Here is an 18,605-nt window from a genome sequence, read left to right as displayed (position 1 = left end):
GCTCCTGCAAAATTGGTTGCAGGTCGGTGGCTTCAGCCCCGACAGGGGCCTGTATCTTGGCCGTCCATGTCGGACTCTTCGAGTGCCGACAATGCACAAGGGCTACGCTTTGCCGTAGGTCGGTGGCTTCAGCCCCGACATGAAGCCTGCGCAAAAGTCGCCAGCGTCGGAGCTGAAGCTGCCGACCTGCAGGAAAACGGCCTTGTAGGAGACAGCCCTGCTGGCGATAAGCCGCTGGTGCACCACAAGCTTTTCGCTTGCAAGGCAAGCTCCTGGAAAATCATCCCAGCTGTCAACACACTGTCCAGACTTCAGCCTGCCGGATCAAGAGTGCCTGGGCGCGCCGAGCTTGCGGTACACCGTGGCCCGGCTGATGCCCAAGGCCCGGGCGGCTTCGGCCACATTGCCTCGGGCTTGCTTCACGGCTTGCCGGATCATGTCGGTTTGAATGTCTTTGAGTGCCTTGGGTCCGGTTGCCATTGACGGCTCGGCCACTGCTGTGGTCACGGGTGTGGCACGCCCGCCCTGACGCGTGGCCAGCGTTTGCAGGCGCAGCCCAGACCACAAAGGCAACTCCTGTGTCGCGCGGCCTGCGGTGTCGAACAGGCTTTCCCAGGGGGAGGCAAACACCTCACTGGCGTGCAGGGTTTTGCCCGCCACAGCGGGTGAAAGCGACAACATTTGCCGCGCTGTCGGGTTGGCCCCTGTGATGTGGCCATCCTGATCGAGGGTCAGCAAGCCATCGCTGTCGTCGCCCGGCTGGTTGCCTGGCCAGTTCAGGCGCAAGACCAGCGCGTGCCCGGTGGACAGCAACCAGCTGTTTTCAATGCTGCGGGCTGAGCGGCGCACCAGGTGTTTGAGGGCGGGACGCTCCATGGTTTCGATGCCCGTCAAATCCAGCATGCCCGCGCACAAACCATCGGGGCCAAACACCGGGGCGCCTGCGCAGCTGTAGACACTGTTGTCATTGAAAAAATGCTCGCCCCGGTGCAGCCACACCGGCTGCAGCTCGGTCAAGGCCGCACTGATGGATGTGGTGCCCACCGACTTTTCAGACAGGTCCACGCCCACGCGGGCGATGGCGTCGGCACGGCGGTCTTGCCGGTCCACCGCGCCATGCACATCGACCACGATGCCCTCGGCATTGGTCAGGACGGCGAAGTAGCGGATGTCGGCAATCGCCCGGGCCAGCTCCACCAGCACAGGCTGGGCCGCCCGCACCAGCGGGCGGCTGGCTTCTTGCACGCGGTGCATGTGTTGCGCCGAAACCGCGTCAAAACCCACATGCTGCTCAGGTTGCAGCCCCATCGCGATGCAGCGTTGCCAGGACTGGGCAATCCAGGGCGAAACGCCTTCCTGTAAATCGGTGCCATGCCCCTGAAACACGCGGTCACGGGCTTGTTCTATGCGCATCAATCGGTCGCTGGTGGGGGTTGTCAGTGGCATGTCAGATGTGTCTCAAGCTGAGAAATTATGCAGGCAAGCCCGTAAATCTAGGGTTAATACGAATCCGGTGAAGTCGCGCAGGCAACAACAATGCCTATGCATTCTGATTCATAAGTGCCGATTTGAACCAACCGGCCACACCACAGGAGACCCACCATGCAGAAAGTCCTGCACATCAATCCGGACAAATGTACCGGCTGCTTGCAGTGCGAAATGGCCTGTTCTTTCGAGAACTACGGCACATACGCCACCTCCAAGTCGCGCATCAAGGTGTTCGACTTCCACCACACCGGCAAAAAAGTGCCTTACACCTGCACCCAGTGCGACGAAGCCTGGTGCCTGCACGCCTGCCCTGTGGAAGCCATCACTGTGGACAAAGCCACGGGTGCCAAGGTGGTCAACGAGTCCACCTGCGTGGGCTGCAAGGTGTGCACCATCGCCTGCCCGTTTGGCACGATCAACTACGTGCAAGAAACTGGCAAGGTGCAAAAGTGCGACCTCTGCGGCGGCGACCCAGCCTGTGCTGACGCTTGTCCCACTGGCGCCATCACCTTCGTCGATGCCAACTGGACTGGCATGGACAAAATGAAACAGTGGGCCGACAAGCTGGGCAATCAGCCCTCTGCGGCTTAAACCCACCACCCTTAAGGAGCATCAACATGTCTTGGGCTGGAAAAATTCTCCGCGTCAACCTCACGGCTGGCACCGTCAAATCTGAACCGCTGAACATGGAATGGGCCAAGGCCTACCTGGGTTCACGCGGTCTGGGCAGCAAATACCTCATCAGCGAAGTCGATCCCAAAGTCGATCCGCTGTCGGCCGACAACAAAATCATCTGGGCCACCGGCCCGCTGACCGGCACCATGGCCTCCACCGGCGGCCGCTACACCGTCATCACCAAAGGCCCGCTGACTGGCGCCATCGCCTGCTCCAACTCAGGCGGCTACTGGGGCGCCGAGCTCAAGATGGCCGGTTGGGACATGATCATTTTTGAAGGTGCATCGGCCAAGCCGGTGTACCTCTACATCAACGACGACGAGGTCGAGCTGCGCGATGCCGCTCACCTGTGGGGCCAAAGCGTCTGGAAGACCGAAGAAATCCTCAAGTCCAGCCTGCAAGACCCGCTGCTGCGCGTGTCCAGCATCGGCAAGGCCGGTGAAAACGGCGTGCTGTATGCGGCCGTGGTGAACGACTTGCACCGTGCGGCTGGCCGCTCGGGCGTGGGCACCGTCATGGGCAGCAAAAACCTCAAGGCCATTGCCGTGCGTGGCACCAAAGGCGTGGGCAATGTGCAAAACCCCAAGGCCTTCATGGCAGCTGCCAAAGCCGCCAAAAAAGTGCTGGCCGACAACGGCGTCACAGGCCAGGGTCTGCCCGCTTATGGCACCCAGGTGCTGATGAACGTGATCAACGAAGTGGGCGCTTTGCCCACCCGCAACCACCGCGACGTGCAGTTTGAAAGTGCCAAGGACATCTCGGCCGAAGCCATGGTCACGCCCCGCGAGACCGACGGCAAAAAGCACCTGGTGACCAACCAGGCCTGCTTTGGTTGCACCATCGCCTGCGGCCGCATCAGCAAGATGGACGAAGGCCACTTCTCGGTCAAAAACAAGCCCGAGTACTGGGGCGCATCGGGCGGCCTCGAATACGAAGCCGCTTGGGCCCTCGGTGCAGCCAACGGCGTCAAAGACCTCGAAGCCCTGCAATACGCCAACATGATTTGCAACGAAGAAGGCTTTGACCCGATCAGCTTCGGTGCCACCATCGGCGCCGTCATGGAGCTGTATGAAATGGGTGTGCTGACCAAAGAGCAAATTGGTGTGGAAGCGCCATTCGGCTCGGCAGAAGCCCTGTGCGAATTCGCCGACATGACGGCCAAGGGCATCGGCTTTGGCAAGGAAATCGGTCTGGGCTCCAAACGCCTGACTGCCAAGTACGGCCATCCCGACCTGTCCATGAGCGTCAAGGGCCAGGAATTCCCAGCCTACGACGGCCGTGTGATCCAGGGCATTGGTCTGGCCTATGCCACCTCCAACCGCGGTGCCTGCCACCTGCGTGGCTACACCATCGCGTCTGAAGTGCTGGGCATTCCGGTCAAGACCGAGCCTACCGAGCACGAAGGCAAGCCAGAACTGGTCAAGGCCTTCCAGGACGCCACAGCGGCGTTTGACTCGGCCGGCATCTGCATCTTCACCAGCTTCGCCTGGACCCTGGCCGACGTGGCTCCGCAGGTGCAAGCCGCATGCGGCGAAGAGTTCACCATGGAGCACCTGGCCCACATCGGTGAGCGCATCTGGAACATGGAGCGCGATTTCAACAACGCCGCAGGCTTTACCAAGGCCGACGACAACCTGCCCAAGCGCCTGATGACCGAAGCCGCCAAAACCGGCCCCGGCAAAGGCATGGTCAGCAAGTTGGACGAAATGCTGCCCAAGTACTACGACGCGCGTGGCTGGGACGGCGAAGGCCGCCCCACATCGGCCACCCGGGAACGTCTGGGACTTTGACGGTCATTGCCCACAGGGCGTGGTCATGTCGTCAAACCCATGGTCACCGCTTGGTGAGGCTTGAATGAAATGCGCAGCGGCCTTCAGTGGCCGCTGCCTGCTTTTGGAGAAAAACCCATGACCCATCACTTGATTCTGGGCGCAGGCCCTGCAGGCGTCATCGCCGCCGAAACCTTGCGCAAGCACTGCCCGCAAGACCGCATCACCATCGTCGGTGACGAAAAAGAAGCGCCTTACTCGCGCATGGCGATTCCCTATTTGCTGATTGGCAATGTTGAAGAAAAAGGCACCTGGCTGCGCAAGGGCGCCAACCACTTTGCCGACTTGCGCATCGACATCATGAACGCACGCGCCACCCAGGTGGACACCGTAGCGCGGCAAGTGGTGCTGGACAACGGACAAAGCCTGGCCTTTGACAAACTGCTGATCGCCACCGGCTCGCAGCCCGTGCGTCCGCCGATTGCAGGCATGGACCTGCCCGGTGTGCACCCCTGCTGGACGCTGGCCGACGCCCGTGCCATTGCTGCACTGGCCCAGCCTGGTGCCAAGGTCTTGCAAATGGGCGCGGGCTTCATTGGCTGCATCATCATGGAAGCGCTCAAGCAGCGCGGCGTCGAACTGTCGGTGGTCGAGATGGGTGACCGCATGGTGCCCCGCATGATGGGCCCCATGGCTGGCGGCATGATCCGCGACTGGTGCGAAACCAAAGGCGTCAAGGTCTATGTGGGCACCCGTGTTGAGTCCATTGAGCCTGCCGGTACACCCAGCGGCATCTTGGGCAAATTGGCCAGCGCCATTGGCCTGGGCGGTCCAGCCCCCACAGCTCAGGGTTTGCAGGTCCGCCTGTCCAACGGCCAAACCGTTGAGGCCGATCTCGTCATCAGCGCCACCGGCGTGCGCCCGGCCATCGGCTTCCTCAAAGACAGCGGCATCACCTGCTTGCAGGGCATCCTGACCGATCAGTGCCTGCAAACCAATGTGCCGGGCATTTATGCGGCGGGTGACTGCGCCGAGGCTTTTGACAAAGTCAGTGGCCAGACCATCGTCAGCGCCATCCAGCCCAACGCCGCTGAACAAGCCCGTGTGGCTGCGCTCAACATGGCCGGTCAACACACCACCCTCAAGGGCGTGACCCAGATCAACGTCCTCGACACCCTGGGCCTGATTTCCACCAGCTTTGGCAATTGGCAAGGTGTGGAAGGTGGCGAACAAGCCCAGCTGACCGACCGTGCCGCTGGCAAACACCTGAGCCTGCAGTTCAAGGACGATGTCATGGTGGGCTGCAACTCGGTCGGCTGGACCGAGCATGTGGGCGTCATGCGTGGGCTGGTCGAAGGCCAAGTGCGTTTGGGCGACTGGAAAGACCGCCTGATGCAAGACCCCACACGCCTCATGGACGCCTATCTGGCCTGTGCGCAAGGGCAAGGGCAGTGGAGCGGTGCGGCGGATGCGCGGCGCAGATAGAAGTGACAATCCTCGCATGAACATCACCTTCAAACTGTTTGCCACGCTCACTGACTATCTGCCTGCCGAGGTTCGCCGTAGCAACCAGATGGTCATGGACGTGGCACCCGGCACCACCATCATGCAAGTGATCGAGCCCTTTGGCCTACCGCCCAAGCTGGTGCACTTGGTGCTCGTCAACGGCAAATACATCGCCCCCGAAAACCGAGACACCCACGCCTTGGTCGACGGCGATGTGCTGGCCATCTGGCCCCCCGTGGCAGGCGGCTGAAGCCCGCCATGCAAGCGAGTTACGCCGAAGCCTTTCAGCGCGACATGGGCTGCACCGAAGCCGAATGGCTGGGGTGGCTGCCCCGTGCTGTGGGCCAGCACCCCATGCAGCGCGAAGGCAGCAGCGCACACATCACCATCGGGCATGGTCGCTTGCATCTGCACTGGCAAGTCATGCCCCCTCGCGCCATCGCACAAATACGCCTGCCCGTGCTGCGCATGCACTTCCAGTTTGAAGGCATCAACGCCCCAGAGCGCTACACCTTCATGCGCCACTTCGATCTGACAACCCAGCGCGGCGGCGGCTGAGCCGCCCCACGCTGTCCCCCGCAGGTCGGCACTCGCAGAGTCCGACCTGTAATGCACCAGCGGCATATTGCCTGCAGGGCTGTCTCCCACAAGGCCGTGCCCCGTAGGTCGGCACTCGAAGAGTCCGACATTGACGGCCAAGGCACAGGCCCCATGTCGGACTCTGCGAGTGCCGACCTACAACATGCGCCATCAGTCCAGCTGTTGCCGCCGACCACAACATGCTTTATCGATCCGGCCACACGACGGTGAATTTGTTGAAGCGGTGGGTCGATATGCGGATGTTGTATGAGCTTGCCCTGCAAGCGAAAAGCTTGTAGCGTACCAGCGGCATATCGCCAGCAGGGCTGTCTCCTACAAGGCCGTACCCCGTAGGTCGGCACTCGAAGAGTCCGACATGGACGGCCAAGGCACAGGCCCCATGTCGGACTCTGCGAGTGCCGACCTACAACATGCGCCATCAGTCCGGCTGTTGCCGCCGACCACAACACGCGTTATCGATCCGGCCACACGACGGTGAATTTGTTGATGCTGGCGGGGGTTGCGATGTGCGGATTTTGTAGGAGCTTGCCCTGCAAGCGAAAAGCTTGTGGCGCACTAGCGGCATATCGCCAGCAGGGCTGTCTCCCACAAGGCCGTGCCTTGTAGGTCGGCACTCGAAGAGTCCGACATTGACGGCCAAGGCACAGGCCTGCGTCATGCGCTGGCGCCCAGCAGTGCGTTGGCGGCCCTGTCGCTCAACACCACATCCACCCGCATTTGCCCACGCGTCAGGCCCACAAACAGTTTGCGTTTGTCTTTGTCTGACAGCGTTTCAAAATCCACTTCGCACAGCACCACCGCTGGGGCGCTTTGCCCCTTGAAACGGTACACACTGTCCACCAGCAAATCGCCTTCTGTCCAGATCGGGTTGCCCGCTTCGTCGTATTGGCCTGCAAAGCGACGCGTACTGTGCCCGCACAAACGCGATTGCGTCAAAACTTCGGAGTTTTTAATGCCCTTGAAGCTCAACACCGCCACTTGCGCGGGCGTGTAGCCATCGGCCCAAAGTTCGGCCAGGCAGGCATGCAGCGCCGTCATGCCATTGACTTGACCTGGCGCATAGGTTTTGAAATGCGGTGTTTGCCCCGCATACACGCTGCGCGCCTGCACCTGTTGCGCGCTCAAGCCCAAAGCATTGATGACGTCCACCACCCGGCGTGGGCTACGAAAATTGTCCATCGACTGCACCACCACTGCCCCGGGCAAGTCAAACCCCTCACGGTCGTAAATTTGTTGACTGGGGTCACCCATCAAATACAAGCGTCCGCCAGGCTTGAGTTGCTGCGCCAGGGCCTGCACCCACTCGGCCTCCAGGTCTTGCGACTCATCAAGCACCAGCAAATCAAAGCGCGCAGCCAAGCCTGGCGCATCGTCCAGAAAGCGCTGTGTGATCTGGCCAAACACATCGCCCTGCGCAAAATCGGGCGTCAAGCCCACACGGTCGGCGTGTTCGCGGCACAGTTGATGAAAGGTGGACACCTCTGCCCGAGCGGGCGCCAGAGCGGCCACATGGTCTGACAGCGGGCGGTTAAAGCACACATAAGCCGCACGCCAACCCTCACGAGCGGCTTGCGACAGCAAAGTCAGGGCTAGCTGGGTTTTGCCCGAACCCGCCGTGGCCTCAATCACATACATCTGCGCCTCATGCCGAATCTGAGGCACCCAAGTGGCCAACCCATTGGCCAGCTGCTTAGAGGCTCTTTGGACTTGGCCGACATGGGTTGACACATCGGGTTGCACCGCAAAACGATTGGCCAGCAAATCGATCACCTGCTGGCGCACATCGGCTGCCAAGACCTTGGTAGGAAAACTCGCCATCACCCGCTGGCAAAACTCAGGCATATCGCTGGCGTCAATCACCCGTTCACGCGGGTAAGACAAGACCTGAGACCGCACCACATCGTCTGGCATGACCAGCATGGCATCTGCTTGCACGGCCGAAAGTTTGGCTTTGCGCAGCCGCGCCAGCAGCCCTTGGTGTTGGCGTCGAATTTGCTGCGCAATGTCCTTGCGGCCATCCTGTCCGTAGTCCTTGCTCAAGTGACCACCTTGCGAACTCACCTTGCCCGCCTTGACCTCCAGCACCAGCAGATGCCCACCGGGCGACACCACCACCAAATCCATTTCACCCATGTGCGCGGCATCGTCCCACATCACCGCCCAGGTCAGGCTGTGAAACACATCAAAGCCAGCAGGCAAGCCCTTTTCCAGCAAATTCAGGATGTCACGTTCGCGGTAATCGCCGCCCGACAAAGGGGTGTGCAAAGGGGTGGAGGGATGAATTTGAGCCATGTTCAAAAAATGAATAAGAGTGAGAAGAAATGAAAAACGACACCACCGTGCAAACCAGATGCTTAGCATTTGGCGCAACCGTTGAACCACACGAAAGACCCACATGTACAAAGACCGATCCCCCCTGGAGTACCTGACCGCCTTTGCCATCGCCTATGTCGCGGGCTTTTTGTCTGCCAGCTTGCTCAGGGCCTACACAGACCATGTGCAGCAAAAAGCCCGACAAGCAAACAATTGTGGGTCAGGCAATGACCTTCAAAGTACGCAAATTGTTAACGAATAAAGACAAAATAATTTACATATGATCAATTTTTTGAAATTGGAATACTAAAATTTTCAAAATGAAAGAACACGACAAACTGGCCTTTCGCCTGACCGCCATCCTGGGCAAGCTCAACCAAGGCGAAAGGCTCAACCCCCAGGTGCTGGCGCAAGAGTTTGGTGTCTCTGAACGCACCGTGCAGCGAGACATCAACGAACGCCTGGCCTTTTTGCCACTGCAAAAAACCGAAGGCCACTACAGCCTGGAACCCCGTTACCTGGGTCGACTCACCCTCAAAGACCTCGAACGCTTTGCCTGCCTGGCCGGTGTGCAAGACATGTTTCCGGCACTCAGCACCGACTTTCTCAAAGATCTGCTCGACAGCCGCATGGACAGCGCATGGCTCGTCAAAGGTCACCAATACGAAGACCACAGCGGCAACGAGCCCCTGTTCAAAGCGCTGGAACAAGCCGTTTTGGCGCACCAGAGCCTCGGCTTTGAATACACCAAAACCCTGGGAGGCCAGACGCAAGCGCCCAAACTGTACGAACCCGTGCAGCCCTACAAACTGGTCAATCACGGCGGCATTTGGTACCTGGCTGCTACCCACCAAGAGCGGCTCAAAGCCTTTGCAGTGGGCAAGATCACCCGCCTGTTGGAGCATGGCCAGCCATTTGAACCCGACGCAGCCGTGCTGCGAAACCTGCAAGACGAAGACAGCATCTGGCTCAACACCGACAAAAGCGAAGTCGTCATCAAAGTGGCCAAAGAAGCCGCAGGCTACTTTCAGCGCCGCAAACTCATCGGCGCACAAACCATCGAAAAACAACTCGAAGACGGCGGCCTCATCGTCAGCGGCAAAGTCGCTCACCCCAACCAGATCCTGCCCATCGTGCGCTACTGGCTGCCCCACGTTCGCATCATCAGCCCCGAAGGCCTGCAGCAAGACATGGAAAACGAACTGCGCGCCTACGTCAGTGCCACTTGAACACCACACCACCAACCGGAGACCCCATGCCCATTGCACCCAGCCCTATCCAAAGCACCTGCCCCAAATGCGGCTGGAGCACCGTCACGCACAACCGCAGCGACGCCATGATGTTCAAACCGCCGAGTGTGTGTGGGCGGTGTGGGGCATCGGAGCTGAAGACTGAAAAGCAGCTTTCACTGTCAACTTTTTTTAAAAACCTGTTTAACTAATTTTCAACCAACCAAAAAGGAAATACAAATGAGCAACAAACACTTTACAGACGATTTGATCAGCGTGTTCCGTGATGATCCATCTTTTGATGAACAATCAAAAACATTGATAATGAGAAATTTAGCAAAATTGAAAGATACAAAAGTAAATATTTTGATCACAGGCGCCACTGGCTGTGGTAAATCATCAACGATCAATGCACTTTTTAATTCAAATAAAGCCAAAGTCGGCCAGGGTGTTGATCCGGAAACGATGGATATCGCTAAATATGAATTGGATAATATTGTTTTGTTTGACTCTCCTGGCCTTGGTGATGGCAAGGAGGCTGACCGTCGCCATTCAAAGAATATTATTGATAAACTTTATGAGAAAAATAAAGATGGTGATCTGCTGATTGATTTGGTCTTGGTTATTCTTGATGGAAGCAGTCGTGATCTTGGTACATCTTTTGAATTAATTAATAATGTCATCATTCCTAATTTGGGTGAAGATAAAAAGCGACTTTTGGTAGCCATTAATCAGGCTGATATTGCCATGAAAGGAGGAAATCACTGGAATTATAAAGATAATAAGCCACAGCCGGAGCTGGTTAAATTTTTGGATGAGAAAGTTGAATCAACTAAGCGACGTATTAAAGAAGCTACGTCGGTCGATGTGGACCCTATTTATTATTCTGCTGGTTATAAGGATGGTTCCGAAGAGCAGCGACCTTACAATCTTTCAAAATTACTTGCATTTATTCTTCGACATACCAAAGAAGAAAAAAGAATTGTCTTTGCTCAAGATATAAACAAAGACAATGCAATGTGGCAAGATGATGATCAACTTGAGAATTACAGAGAAGAAATTAAAAATTCATTTATGGAATCATTAAAAGCAGGTGCTTCCCAGGGGGCTGATATTGTTGGGGCGATTGGGGGTGCAATAGCTGGCAAATTTGGTGAAGTTATTGGGCGCGGCGTAGGGGCCCTTGGTGGTGCTTTAGTCGGTGCAATTGGAAGTATTTTCGGTTGGTAATTAAATTAATGAGGATTGAATGCTCGATCCTCATTTTTAAAGGAGATATATGAAAAACTATCGTTCGAATGACATAGAAAAAGAAATTCGTGAGCGAAAATTGCTTTATCCATTAGATGTCTTATTGGTTGGTGCAACGGGTTCAGGAAAAAGCTCAACATTGAATGCGATTTTCGGAGATGCGGTATCAAAAGTAGGAGATGGTGTTGATCCAGAGACACAAATTGTTTCGGATTACAGAGTGCATGAGTTTTTACGGATACATGACTCGGCAGGGCTTGGAGATGGTAAATCGGCTGATCACCGACATGCCAAAAACATCACGGACATTTTAATGAAAAGAGTTTCAGTTAATGGTACCGACTATGGTTTCATTGATATGGTTTTTGTCATTCTTGAAGGCGGTAGCCGTGATTTGGGAACAACTTTTAATCTGCTGGAGTCTGTCGTTTTGAAAGCTATATCACCAGATCGTGTATTCGTAGGAATAAATCAAGCTGATATGGCCATGAAAGGTCGAAACTGGGATTATGCTAATGGGAAGCCAAATGAAATATTACTGGATTTTTTGAATGAAAAATCTTTTTCAGTTGTGAATCGATTGAAAGAATCAGTTGGTTTAGCTATAAAGAAACCAATTTTTTACAGTGCGAAGTATGGATGGAATATGGAGGCGATGTTTGATCGTTTGATTTATAGTATGCCTAAAGATCGTAGAGTTATTTAACGCGATAAAACGACCAACCCTTATGTATAAAATTTCTTGAGAATGTGAATGAGTAAATATATTGTTGGACTGAATATTGGCAATCACGACTCTGCAGCTTGTTTGCTTAAGGATGGTGTTCTACTTTCCTACGCAGAGCAAGAGCGCTTTAGTCGTAATAAGATGGCTATAGGTGAAGCACCTATAGATGCCCTTCAATACTGCCTTAATATAAATAAAATTACGATTGAGGATGTTGATGCAATTGCTATTGGAATGGATTGGAAATATAGAAACAAGGTATATGAGGAACCAGATTTTGAGAGTCTAAAATACCTAAAAATAGATGATATTAATCGCTACCTGCCAAAATCTATTTTTGGTGGTTACCAACCGCCGGTCCATTACATTTCTCATCATCTGTCACATGCTTCAAGTGCTTATCGCTTGAGCGGCTTTAAAGAATCTGCAGTTCTTGTTATGGATAACAGGGGAGAAGATGCTTCCTCTTCACTAGGATTCGCTCGTGACGGTAAAATAAATTTCATAAAGACTATTGATATACCGAACTCCTTAGGGATTTTTTATGATAGTGCTTGTAGATATACAGGTCTATATGGAAAGTACCGTGAAGTAGGTAAGTTCATGGGACTTTCTTCTTATGGTATTCCAAATATGAGGATGCCAATAACTTCGTCACGGAAAGGGAAGATATTTTCAGAACTAGAAGATTTAAATGGTTTATCAGTATTTGAATGTATCAACGCCAGAAAAATGCAGTTGGAAGCTTATTTTAAAGATAATTGTTTTCCTTACGCGTCAGGTAATAAAGATGAGATAATGAGTTATGCGAACTTCGCAGCTTCTGCCCAGAACGCATTAGAAGATGTAATAATTGAATTTATAGAAGAGCTTAAAGAAAGCACAGGCTTTGATAATCTCGTAATTGCCGGAGGGGTTGCTTTGAATTGTTCCGCTAATGGCAGAATCGAACGGTCCGGTGTTTTCAATAATATCTATATACCACCTTTTGCCTCTGATGGAGGTACAGCAATCGGCGCTGCACTGGAGTTAGATTTCAAACTACATAATAGGTGCCCTTCTTTTGAAATACTAAATTCCGCTTCATTGGGAGCATCGTACACTGATGCAGAAGTAGTTTTATCTCTTGAGAAATACAAGGACAGACTACATTGGGAAATTTTAACTGATGATCAATTATTTTCGAATGTTGCTGAAGCCATTTCGGTTGGGAGTATTGTTTGCTGGATGCAGGGAGCTTTTGAAGCCGGACCGAGAGCGTTAGGAAATCGAAGTATTCTGGCTGATCCAAGAGAGCGGAAGAGTCTGATACGACTCAACAAAATAAAAGATCGTGAAATGTGGCGTCCTATCGCGCCAAGCATTTTGTATGAATATTACGCTGATTATTTCACAGGAGTTGCTGACAATAAGTATTTTATGAATTTTGCAGCTTTTGTGCATAAAGATAAGCAGAAATTAATTCCGGCTGTTGTCCATGTAGATGAAACCGCAAGACCTCAGGTCGTGACTAAAGAAAATCAAAAATACTTTGGCCTTTTAAAGGCTTTTTATGAAAGAACAGGAATTCCAGTTCTTTGTAATACTTCATTTAATCTTAAAGGGACCCCATTGGTAAATACACCGAAGGATGCTATTGCCTGTTTTTTGCACGGTAACTTTGACGTTCTTGTAATAGGAAATTTTGTAATTTTAAAAGGCTAGATAATGTTTGTATTTGACGCTCAAAACATCACAACTAAAAAAAATTTTGACCTTTTCGTCGAAGCAAAAATGTCATATTTCAAACAGAGAAAAGATGATTTATTTAAAAAATATTCAACACTTGAGAAGTCTTGTTGGGATGGTGATTTTGAAAAATATGAGAGTTTTAGATATGAATATTCTGAAATAATTTACGGCATCATGCTTGATGCTATCTCTAAGTACAGGAGTTATCTTCCTGATAAATGCTTAATTGCCGAATTTGGAAGCTTTGCAAAGAGAACTGAAAGAATTTTCAGTGATCTTGATTTTACAATTTGTTATGATGAACCAAAAACTGAGCAGTATGAAGTAGCGGAGGTTTTAATAGATTATACTTTAGCATCTATTTTGGGTTTTAGCATTGATCATATTCATGGCAAGTTTCAGCATTACCCTGACATGCCAGAGATCCACTTATATTCTGATAAAGATAATCACTACAGGCTTGTTTTCCAAGATGGCTCTATTGATTATAAATGTGGACCAGAGACTCTGATTGAGAACTTGATTCACATTAAGAACGTTCGAGATTATCAATCTATGATTACGGGGTATGAAGAAAAGTACATATATAAGTGCAACATAGACTGTCTATATTCAATAAAAATTTTAGAAAACTCTACGAAGCATGATTTTCTTGGTGATTTATCAGCACTAGAACAAAAATACGATATTTGCGACGGATATGTGTTTGATCTCGATCCATATGAACTAAAGAATAGTTTCCAGGTTTCCGAAATAAAGCAAGTATTGAAGTCGAAGGGCGTTGTTGAGTTCTATATTTTCATCGCATCACTCAGAAAGAAATTGAACTTCTCCGATAGTTACTCTATGAATATATCAGAATTGTGGTCTAATAAAGTCCTGCTAGAGTTTTTTGGCACTGCGTACATTGTTGAGCTTAAAAAATCTTTTTTGGAATTTATTTTTTACTTTAATCGAATAGAGTTCTCACTGAATCGACGCAGTATCCCTTTAAGTACAAGATGCTACGAGGTATTTACACTAATTTCTATTAATGAATTGCTCGCCCAAGACTGGGGGAGGACGACTGATGTAGAAGCTATTATTGAATCGAGAAATAAACTCACATCAATTGTCCAGCAAGGGTTGTTTCATTTGCGTAATCAAAGGCCCTAACTATGACAAACGGAAGTGTTTTTTCTCTAGATGCACACATTACAGAAGATATAATAACTCTTCTCAAAGTTACGATCGAAAAAGATAAAATTAATTTTTATTTTGAAAAATCTGGATTTAAGGCATGGTTCGAAAACGATAACAAACATATACCTGAAGTATATGATTTAGAAAAAACTGACTTTGGTGTTTATAGCTTTAATTGTAGTCAGTTGCCTCATCTCTTTTCGCATGCATCCCTGAAACTATCATTAGGAAATAATACTGATAGGCTCCATTACGTTGTGCAAAATAGTTACTCACCATATATGCAAGGGGAGAATACCGAGTTTTTTTTAAAAGAAAAGAATGGTGCACTGCTATTATTCATAAGAAAAAAAGCTAAATCGATTTGGGCGGCGAATCTTGACTATTTAAGTTCGCGCTGCTCCTCAAACGGTTTTGAAAGATCTGAATCAAAAATAAGCCCTGTCACGATCGCTGTCATCGGATCCTGCTTTTCTCGAAGTATGTTCCGAAGCGAGGAGTATTTTAATCCAGGCTATAAAAATCTTTTTTTAGTTCCGCTTACTTTTTTCCACAACTCCATAATTTCACTGATGAGTAGTTGTTTTGAAGATCCTGAATATTCTTTAACTGCTGATTTAATGAGTGATAAGGTTTTTCGTTATATCGAAGTTGAATTTCTGAAAAACATTAAAGAGCGCATATTTTTAGCCAGTATTGACTATATAGTGATCGACAACTATTCTGACTCTACTCTCGAAGCAATAGAAATGAAAGAAAATTGCTTTATAACCTATAACAAATATTTTGCTGATTCGATTTTTAAACATAAATTCTCTAACAAAAAAATTTTTACTCCTGGTGAATTGAAGCACATAGATAAATATCGTGAAGCCGTAAGAATTTTATATTCTATCCTTCACGAATTGAACCTGGAAAAAAGAGTTATCCTTGTCGGTGGGAGACTGTCGAAATTTAAAACAAATTCTGAAATTTGGCAAACAAAAATTAATTGGGTTAAAAATACTAATAATAATTGGGATGTATATGACTCAATTTTTCTAGAGGAATTCCCTGATGCGAAATACATTGATATGAGGTCTACAAACTGGATTAGTGATGTCAACTCGCCAATAGCCGGCGGTTCATCACCTTCACATTATCAGTCAGAATTTTATAAGGAAATTTTTGAAAAAATGACACGATTTATTTTTAAGGAGAGAAGATGATTTACAAGAAATTAGCAGAAGATTATTTCTTAGCCTTTATAAATACGTTAAGACGTATTGATGTAAGTGAATTGGTTAGGGTTATTAATGAAATAGAGTTGGCTGTGTCGAATGGGCGAAGTATTTATGTCATGGGTAACGGTGGATCTTCGTCTACTGCTTCTCATATTCAAAGTGACCTAGGAAATACGGTCTACCAGTTAAAGGGTAAGAGAATAAATATTCACTGCCTTTCAGACAATGTGGCAACCATTACAGCAATAGCAAATGACTATTCTTATGATTTGATTTACGTAAGGCAACTGCAGGGTATAATAAATAATGGTGATCTTGTTATTGCTATTTCAGGGAGTGGGAACTCAAGAAATATTATAAATGCTGTTGTTTATGCAAAATCAGTACAAGCTAATATAGTTGCAATGACTGGTTATGATGGAGGTGAAATAATGAAATTTGCAGATATACACCTCAATGTTCCGATTGATAACATGCAAATTTCGGAGGACATACATTTGCTTTTCAACCATTTAATAACACATGTATTGAATCTTTCAAATAAAGAATTTTGCCGTGATTGTTAATGAAATAGCGAGGTTCCTGGCCAATGATTCTTCTAGGCTGGTTGTCTTTATAAGACATGGAGAAAAAGATCTTCTTGCGGGCGGCCCGGCGTTGATAACCCAACAGGCTAAAATAGCCTCTGAACAATTAGGGCTAAGTCTTAGGAAATTTAAACTTCCGATAAAGATTTATTCCAGCCCAGAATTGCGCTGCGTTCAAACTGCGGAGATACTAAATTTTAAAATCTCAGAGGGGTGCGAAAGTGATATTACGATAACTTCATTTCTTGGTCAGCCGGGTGTTCAAGTTAGGAACAATAAGAGGTATCTAGAAATATTCAATGAGCATGGCGCGCGTGCGATGTATACCCAATGGAAAAATGGTAAAAATTATGATGCCCTTAGAACCACTGATGAGCTGTGTATAGAGCTCTCAAAATTTCTCGAAAAAACTACCATGGAATCAAAAATTTCATTGTTTGTTTCGCAGTCAGGAACAATTGCCGCACTCGGTTATGCTTTGGGATTAAGAAATTACGATCCAGGAAATAATGACTGGGTACCTTTTTTAGATGGTTTCGTATTGGTATGCAAGTGAAAGAATTTCATCATTTGAACTGGGTTATCGCATTTTTGAATAATATATTTTTTTGAATCACAAGTTCAGCTTTAATTGGATGTAAATTAATTTTATGCTTTTTATCTTTGATATGGCCGGTGTTGTAACAAATTCATCTTGTATGAAAAATATTTGTACAAAACTTTGTATTGGTTTGGATGACTTTTATATATTTCAACTTGATTCTGATGGGGGAAATACATACCAAAATTTAAGCTTAGGTTTAATTAGTCCCGAAGAATATTGGTCAAATTTTTCACATAATTCAAATATTGAAATAAGTGAAGACCTTTTCAAGGAGCTTTATAAGCCAGAGGTTGATAATTCTATAATTTTTCTTATAAATGAATTAAAAATAAGAGGGCATAGGGTTGTTTGCTGTACAAACACAATAGAAAGTCATTTTAGAGAGCATCTCCGTCTCGGTAACTATTCTATATTTGACTTTGTCTATTCGTCTCACTTAATGGGAGTTAAGAAGCCAAATCCAGAGATATTTAAAAGAATTATTGATATTGAGCGTTCATTGCCAGAGGATATATACTTTATTGATGATGATGTGCGTAACATTGAAGTAGCGCAGGATATAGGTATTAATGCACATTTATATTTTTCATCTGAAAAATTGGAGAAATACTTATCTCATTTCCTCTTGTAAAGAAGATGCGCAACTGTTCAACGTCGGCGACTGATGAACATCAGTTAGCCCGAACCGGAGGCCCAATTGAGCCTGTTCTTATGGAAATTTTGAATTAGTTTCGAATGAAATCATGCACCGCTAGCGGCGTTTTCGTGTCGAAGTCGAAGGGCTGGGGTCGCTGAGCTGCATCCGATGCCCAAGCGATTCAGCTCAGCCGCTGGATGTGGCTTTGAATGACTTGTGCAATCCGCTTCACCGTATCTTTGCGGATGGGGTGTTGCATGGCCAGTGCTTGGAATTGGCTGGCTTGCGTGCAAATGTCCGACATCAGTCCTTGGCATGTCGGGGCGTGCAGCCCGGCTTTGTCGGCCAGGCGCAGGAGGTGTGTTCGGGTGGGGGTGAGGCCTTCGCCTTCGATGTCCATTTGGTGTTCGCCGCGTGGGCCTTCGCAATAGGTCAGGTCGTAGCCGGGGGCCAGTTGCCAGTGGCCTTGCGGGTTGAGCAGGTAAGAGAAGTTTTTGGTGTGGTCGTCGCGGTTATGGAAGACGACATTGAAGACGCAGCGGCGAAAGGCTTTGAGGACTTCGAGCTCGCTGCGTGTCATGAGGCGTGTCATGCGCAGCAAGGTGAGGTAGTCGCAACTGGGGATGCGGTAGTCCGCATGCAGGGCTCCGGCCAAGGTGTGCATGGGGATGCGCTTGGGGCCTGCGCGGTCAAAGCGCTGTACGGCAAATGCGGCCAGTGAATGGGCCAATTCAAAGTACCGTGTGGGTGGCATGTCGATGCCGCACAGACGGGCCATTTCGGCATAAACGTGTTCCAGTGCGCAGACTTCAGGGTGTTCGTTTGCAGCCGGAAATTTGACCATCCACGCTTGGCCAAGGGCGCTGGCCAGGGTACTCATGCGGCCCGTGTCGGGTTCGTATTGCACCAGGGCTTTGGGGCGTGCGCCTTGGGGTGAGCCGCCCAGGGTGATGAGCTGTTGGAGTGTTTCGCCGTCTTGTCCTTGCACAACGTTTTGCACTTCTTGTGCGAGTTCTTGCAGCGCCCAATCGACGGGGGTGTGCGGGTCATCGCTGGAAGGTTCAAAGTTGAGCGCACCCATGG

18 protein-coding genes are annotated in these 18,605 nt (G+C 49.7%); 15 read left to right on the top strand and 3 right to left on the bottom strand.

Going from position 1 to position 18,605, the window contains the following annotated elements; genetic code table 11:
• Window positions 1–324: 324 nt before the first annotated feature.
• Window positions 325–1,446: a helix-turn-helix domain-containing protein gene (locus tag B9Z51_RS02865; RefSeq protein WP_108371603.1), complete on the bottom strand. Its 1,122-nt coding sequence runs from the start codon at window positions 1,444–1,446 to the stop codon at window positions 325–327.
• A 156-nt stretch (window positions 1,447–1,602) separates the two neighbouring features.
• On the opposite strand from B9Z51_RS02865, the gene B9Z51_RS02860 reads away from it, so the two are divergent.
• The 5 genes from B9Z51_RS02860 (at window position 1,603) to B9Z51_RS02840 (ending at window position 5,996) form a co-directional block, all read left to right on the top strand.
• Window positions 1,603–2,079 (top strand): 4Fe-4S dicluster domain-containing protein, encoded by a 477-nt coding sequence (locus tag B9Z51_RS02860; protein WP_090142188.1) that lies wholly within the window; start codon window positions 1,603–1,605, stop codon window positions 2,077–2,079.
• Between the two features lie 26 nt (window positions 2,080–2,105).
• Window positions 2,106–3,953: an aldehyde ferredoxin oxidoreductase family protein gene (locus B9Z51_RS02855; RefSeq protein ID WP_108371601.1), complete on the top strand. Its 1,848-nt coding sequence runs from the start codon at window positions 2,106–2,108 to the stop codon at window positions 3,951–3,953.
• A 117-nt stretch (window positions 3,954–4,070) separates the two neighbouring features.
• Window positions 4,071–5,417 carry an NAD(P)/FAD-dependent oxidoreductase gene (locus B9Z51_RS02850; protein WP_108372663.1) on the top strand — a complete coding sequence of 449 codons (1,347 nt, stop codon included), beginning with the start codon at window positions 4,071–4,073 and terminating at the stop codon, window positions 5,415–5,417.
• A 16-nt stretch (window positions 5,418–5,433) separates the two neighbouring features.
• Window positions 5,434–5,688 carry a MoaD/ThiS family protein gene (locus B9Z51_RS02845; protein ID WP_108371599.1) on the top strand — a complete coding sequence of 85 codons (255 nt, stop codon included), beginning with the start codon at window positions 5,434–5,436 and terminating at the stop codon, window positions 5,686–5,688.
• A gap of 8 nt (window positions 5,689–5,696) precedes the next feature.
• Window positions 5,697–5,996 carry a hypothetical protein gene (locus B9Z51_RS02840; protein ID WP_108371597.1) on the top strand — a complete coding sequence of 100 codons (300 nt, stop codon included), beginning with the start codon at window positions 5,697–5,699 and terminating at the stop codon, window positions 5,994–5,996.
• 696 nt (window positions 5,997–6,692) lie between these two features.
• Here the strand turns inward: B9Z51_RS02840 and B9Z51_RS02835 are convergent.
• Complete coding sequence (locus B9Z51_RS02835; RefSeq protein ID WP_158272809.1) at window positions 6,693–8,330, bottom strand: nuclease-related domain-containing DEAD/DEAH box helicase; 1,638 nt, start codon at window positions 8,328–8,330, stop codon at window positions 6,693–6,695.
• Window positions 8,331–8,433: 103 nt separating this feature from the next.
• Here B9Z51_RS02835 and B9Z51_RS18765 point away from each other — a divergent pair, with 103 nt between their 5' ends.
• The 10 genes from B9Z51_RS18765 (at window position 8,434) to B9Z51_RS02790 (ending at window position 17,516) form a co-directional block, all read left to right on the top strand.
• Window positions 8,434–8,613: a hypothetical protein gene (locus B9Z51_RS18765; protein ID WP_108372661.1), complete on the top strand. Its 180-nt coding sequence runs from the start codon at window positions 8,434–8,436 to the stop codon at window positions 8,611–8,613.
• A gap of 58 nt (window positions 8,614–8,671) precedes the next feature.
• A complete protein-coding gene (locus B9Z51_RS02825; protein ID WP_108371593.1) occupies window positions 8,672–9,580 on the top strand; it encodes a YafY family protein in 909 nt (302 codons plus the stop codon).
• A 240-nt stretch (window positions 9,581–9,820) separates the two neighbouring features.
• Complete coding sequence (locus tag B9Z51_RS02820) at window positions 9,821–10,810, top strand: GTPase (RefSeq protein WP_108371591.1); 990 nt, start codon at window positions 9,821–9,823, stop codon at window positions 10,808–10,810.
• 49 nt (window positions 10,811–10,859) lie between these two features.
• Window positions 10,860–11,537: a GTPase family protein gene (locus tag B9Z51_RS02815; RefSeq protein WP_108371589.1), complete on the top strand. Its 678-nt coding sequence runs from the start codon at window positions 10,860–10,862 to the stop codon at window positions 11,535–11,537.
• A gap of 48 nt (window positions 11,538–11,585) precedes the next feature.
• Complete coding sequence (locus B9Z51_RS02810) at window positions 11,586–13,262, top strand: carbamoyltransferase C-terminal domain-containing protein (protein WP_108371587.1); 1,677 nt, start codon at window positions 11,586–11,588, stop codon at window positions 13,260–13,262.
• Window positions 13,263–13,265: 3 nt separating this feature from the next.
• Window positions 13,266–14,444, top strand: a complete 1,179-nt coding sequence (locus B9Z51_RS02805) for a hypothetical protein (protein WP_108371585.1) — start codon at window positions 13,266–13,268, stop codon at window positions 14,442–14,444.
• A 2-nt stretch (window positions 14,445–14,446) separates the two neighbouring features.
• On the top strand, window positions 14,447–15,679 hold the full coding sequence (locus B9Z51_RS18140) for a DUF6270 domain-containing protein (RefSeq protein WP_146187680.1): 1,233 nt from the start codon (window positions 14,447–14,449) through the stop codon (window positions 15,677–15,679).
• Window positions 15,676–16,260 carry an SIS domain-containing protein gene (locus B9Z51_RS02795; RefSeq protein ID WP_108371581.1) on the top strand — a complete coding sequence of 195 codons (585 nt, stop codon included), beginning with the start codon at window positions 15,676–15,678 and terminating at the stop codon, window positions 16,258–16,260. The genes B9Z51_RS18140 and B9Z51_RS02795 overlap by 4 nt, the downstream gene beginning before the upstream one ends.
• The gene (locus B9Z51_RS18135; protein ID WP_146187679.1) at window positions 16,250–16,837 is read left to right on the top strand and encodes a histidine phosphatase family protein; all 588 of its coding nucleotides are present in this window, start codon (window positions 16,250–16,252) and stop codon (window positions 16,835–16,837) included. Before B9Z51_RS02795 ends, B9Z51_RS18135 begins: the two co-directional genes overlap by 11 nt.
• 94 nt (window positions 16,838–16,931) lie before the next feature.
• Window positions 16,932–17,516 (top strand): HAD-IA family hydrolase, encoded by a 585-nt coding sequence (locus B9Z51_RS02790; RefSeq protein WP_108371579.1) that lies wholly within the window; start codon window positions 16,932–16,934, stop codon window positions 17,514–17,516.
• A gap of 187 nt (window positions 17,517–17,703) precedes the next feature.
• Here B9Z51_RS02790 and B9Z51_RS02785 read toward each other — a convergent pair whose 3' ends face one another.
• Window positions 17,704–18,603, bottom strand: coding sequence for a type II toxin-antitoxin system HipA family toxin (locus tag B9Z51_RS02785; RefSeq protein ID WP_108371578.1), 900 nt, complete (start codon window positions 18,601–18,603; stop codon window positions 17,704–17,706).
• Between the last annotated feature and the right edge of the window lie 2 nt (window positions 18,604–18,605).

The organism is Limnohabitans sp. T6-5, assembly GCF_003063315.1.
Taxonomy (GTDB): domain Bacteria; phylum Pseudomonadota; class Gammaproteobacteria; order Burkholderiales; family Burkholderiaceae_C; genus Limnohabitans_A.
The sequence above is the reverse complement of the archived record's forward strand: the minus strand, read 5'-3'. Positions and strand labels throughout refer to the sequence as shown.

What these genes read in the sequence shown, in the direction of transcription:
- B9Z51_RS02865 (WP_108371603.1), bottom strand. Translation starts at nt 1,446, where the DNA reads ATGCCACTGACAACCCCCACCAGCGACCGATTGATGCGCATAGAACAA.
- B9Z51_RS02860 (WP_090142188.1), top strand. Translation starts at nt 1,603, where the DNA reads ATGCAGAAAGTCCTGCACATCAATCCGGACAAATGTACCGGCTGCTTG.
- B9Z51_RS02855 (WP_108371601.1), top strand. Translation starts at nt 2,106, where the DNA reads ATGTCTTGGGCTGGAAAAATTCTCCGCGTCAACCTCACGGCTGGCACC.
- B9Z51_RS02850 (WP_108372663.1), top strand. Translation starts at nt 4,071, where the DNA reads ATGACCCATCACTTGATTCTGGGCGCAGGCCCTGCAGGCGTCATCGCC.
- B9Z51_RS02845 (WP_108371599.1), top strand. Translation starts at nt 5,434, where the DNA reads ATGAACATCACCTTCAAACTGTTTGCCACGCTCACTGACTATCTGCCT.
- B9Z51_RS02840 (WP_108371597.1), top strand. Translation starts at nt 5,697, where the DNA reads ATGCAAGCGAGTTACGCCGAAGCCTTTCAGCGCGACATGGGCTGCACC.
- B9Z51_RS02835 (WP_158272809.1), bottom strand. Translation starts at nt 8,330, where the DNA reads ATGGCTCAAATTCATCCCTCCACCCCTTTGCACACCCCTTTGTCGGGC.
- B9Z51_RS18765 (WP_108372661.1), top strand. Translation starts at nt 8,434, where the DNA reads ATGTACAAAGACCGATCCCCCCTGGAGTACCTGACCGCCTTTGCCATC.
- B9Z51_RS02825 (WP_108371593.1), top strand. Translation starts at nt 8,672, where the DNA reads ATGAAAGAACACGACAAACTGGCCTTTCGCCTGACCGCCATCCTGGGC.
- B9Z51_RS02820 (WP_108371591.1), top strand. Translation starts at nt 9,821, where the DNA reads ATGAGCAACAAACACTTTACAGACGATTTGATCAGCGTGTTCCGTGAT.
- B9Z51_RS02815 (WP_108371589.1), top strand. Translation starts at nt 10,860, where the DNA reads ATGAAAAACTATCGTTCGAATGACATAGAAAAAGAAATTCGTGAGCGA.
- B9Z51_RS02810 (WP_108371587.1), top strand. Translation starts at nt 11,586, where the DNA reads ATGAGTAAATATATTGTTGGACTGAATATTGGCAATCACGACTCTGCA.
- B9Z51_RS02805 (WP_108371585.1), top strand. Translation starts at nt 13,266, where the DNA reads ATGTTTGTATTTGACGCTCAAAACATCACAACTAAAAAAAATTTTGAC.
- B9Z51_RS18140 (WP_146187680.1), top strand. Translation starts at nt 14,447, where the DNA reads ATGACAAACGGAAGTGTTTTTTCTCTAGATGCACACATTACAGAAGAT.
- B9Z51_RS02795 (WP_108371581.1), top strand. Translation starts at nt 15,676, where the DNA reads ATGATTTACAAGAAATTAGCAGAAGATTATTTCTTAGCCTTTATAAAT.
- B9Z51_RS02790 (WP_108371579.1), top strand. Translation starts at nt 16,932, where the DNA reads ATGCTTTTTATCTTTGATATGGCCGGTGTTGTAACAAATTCATCTTGT.
- B9Z51_RS02785 (WP_108371578.1), bottom strand. Translation starts at nt 18,603, where the DNA reads ATGGGTGCGCTCAACTTTGAACCTTCCAGCGATGACCCGCACACCCCC.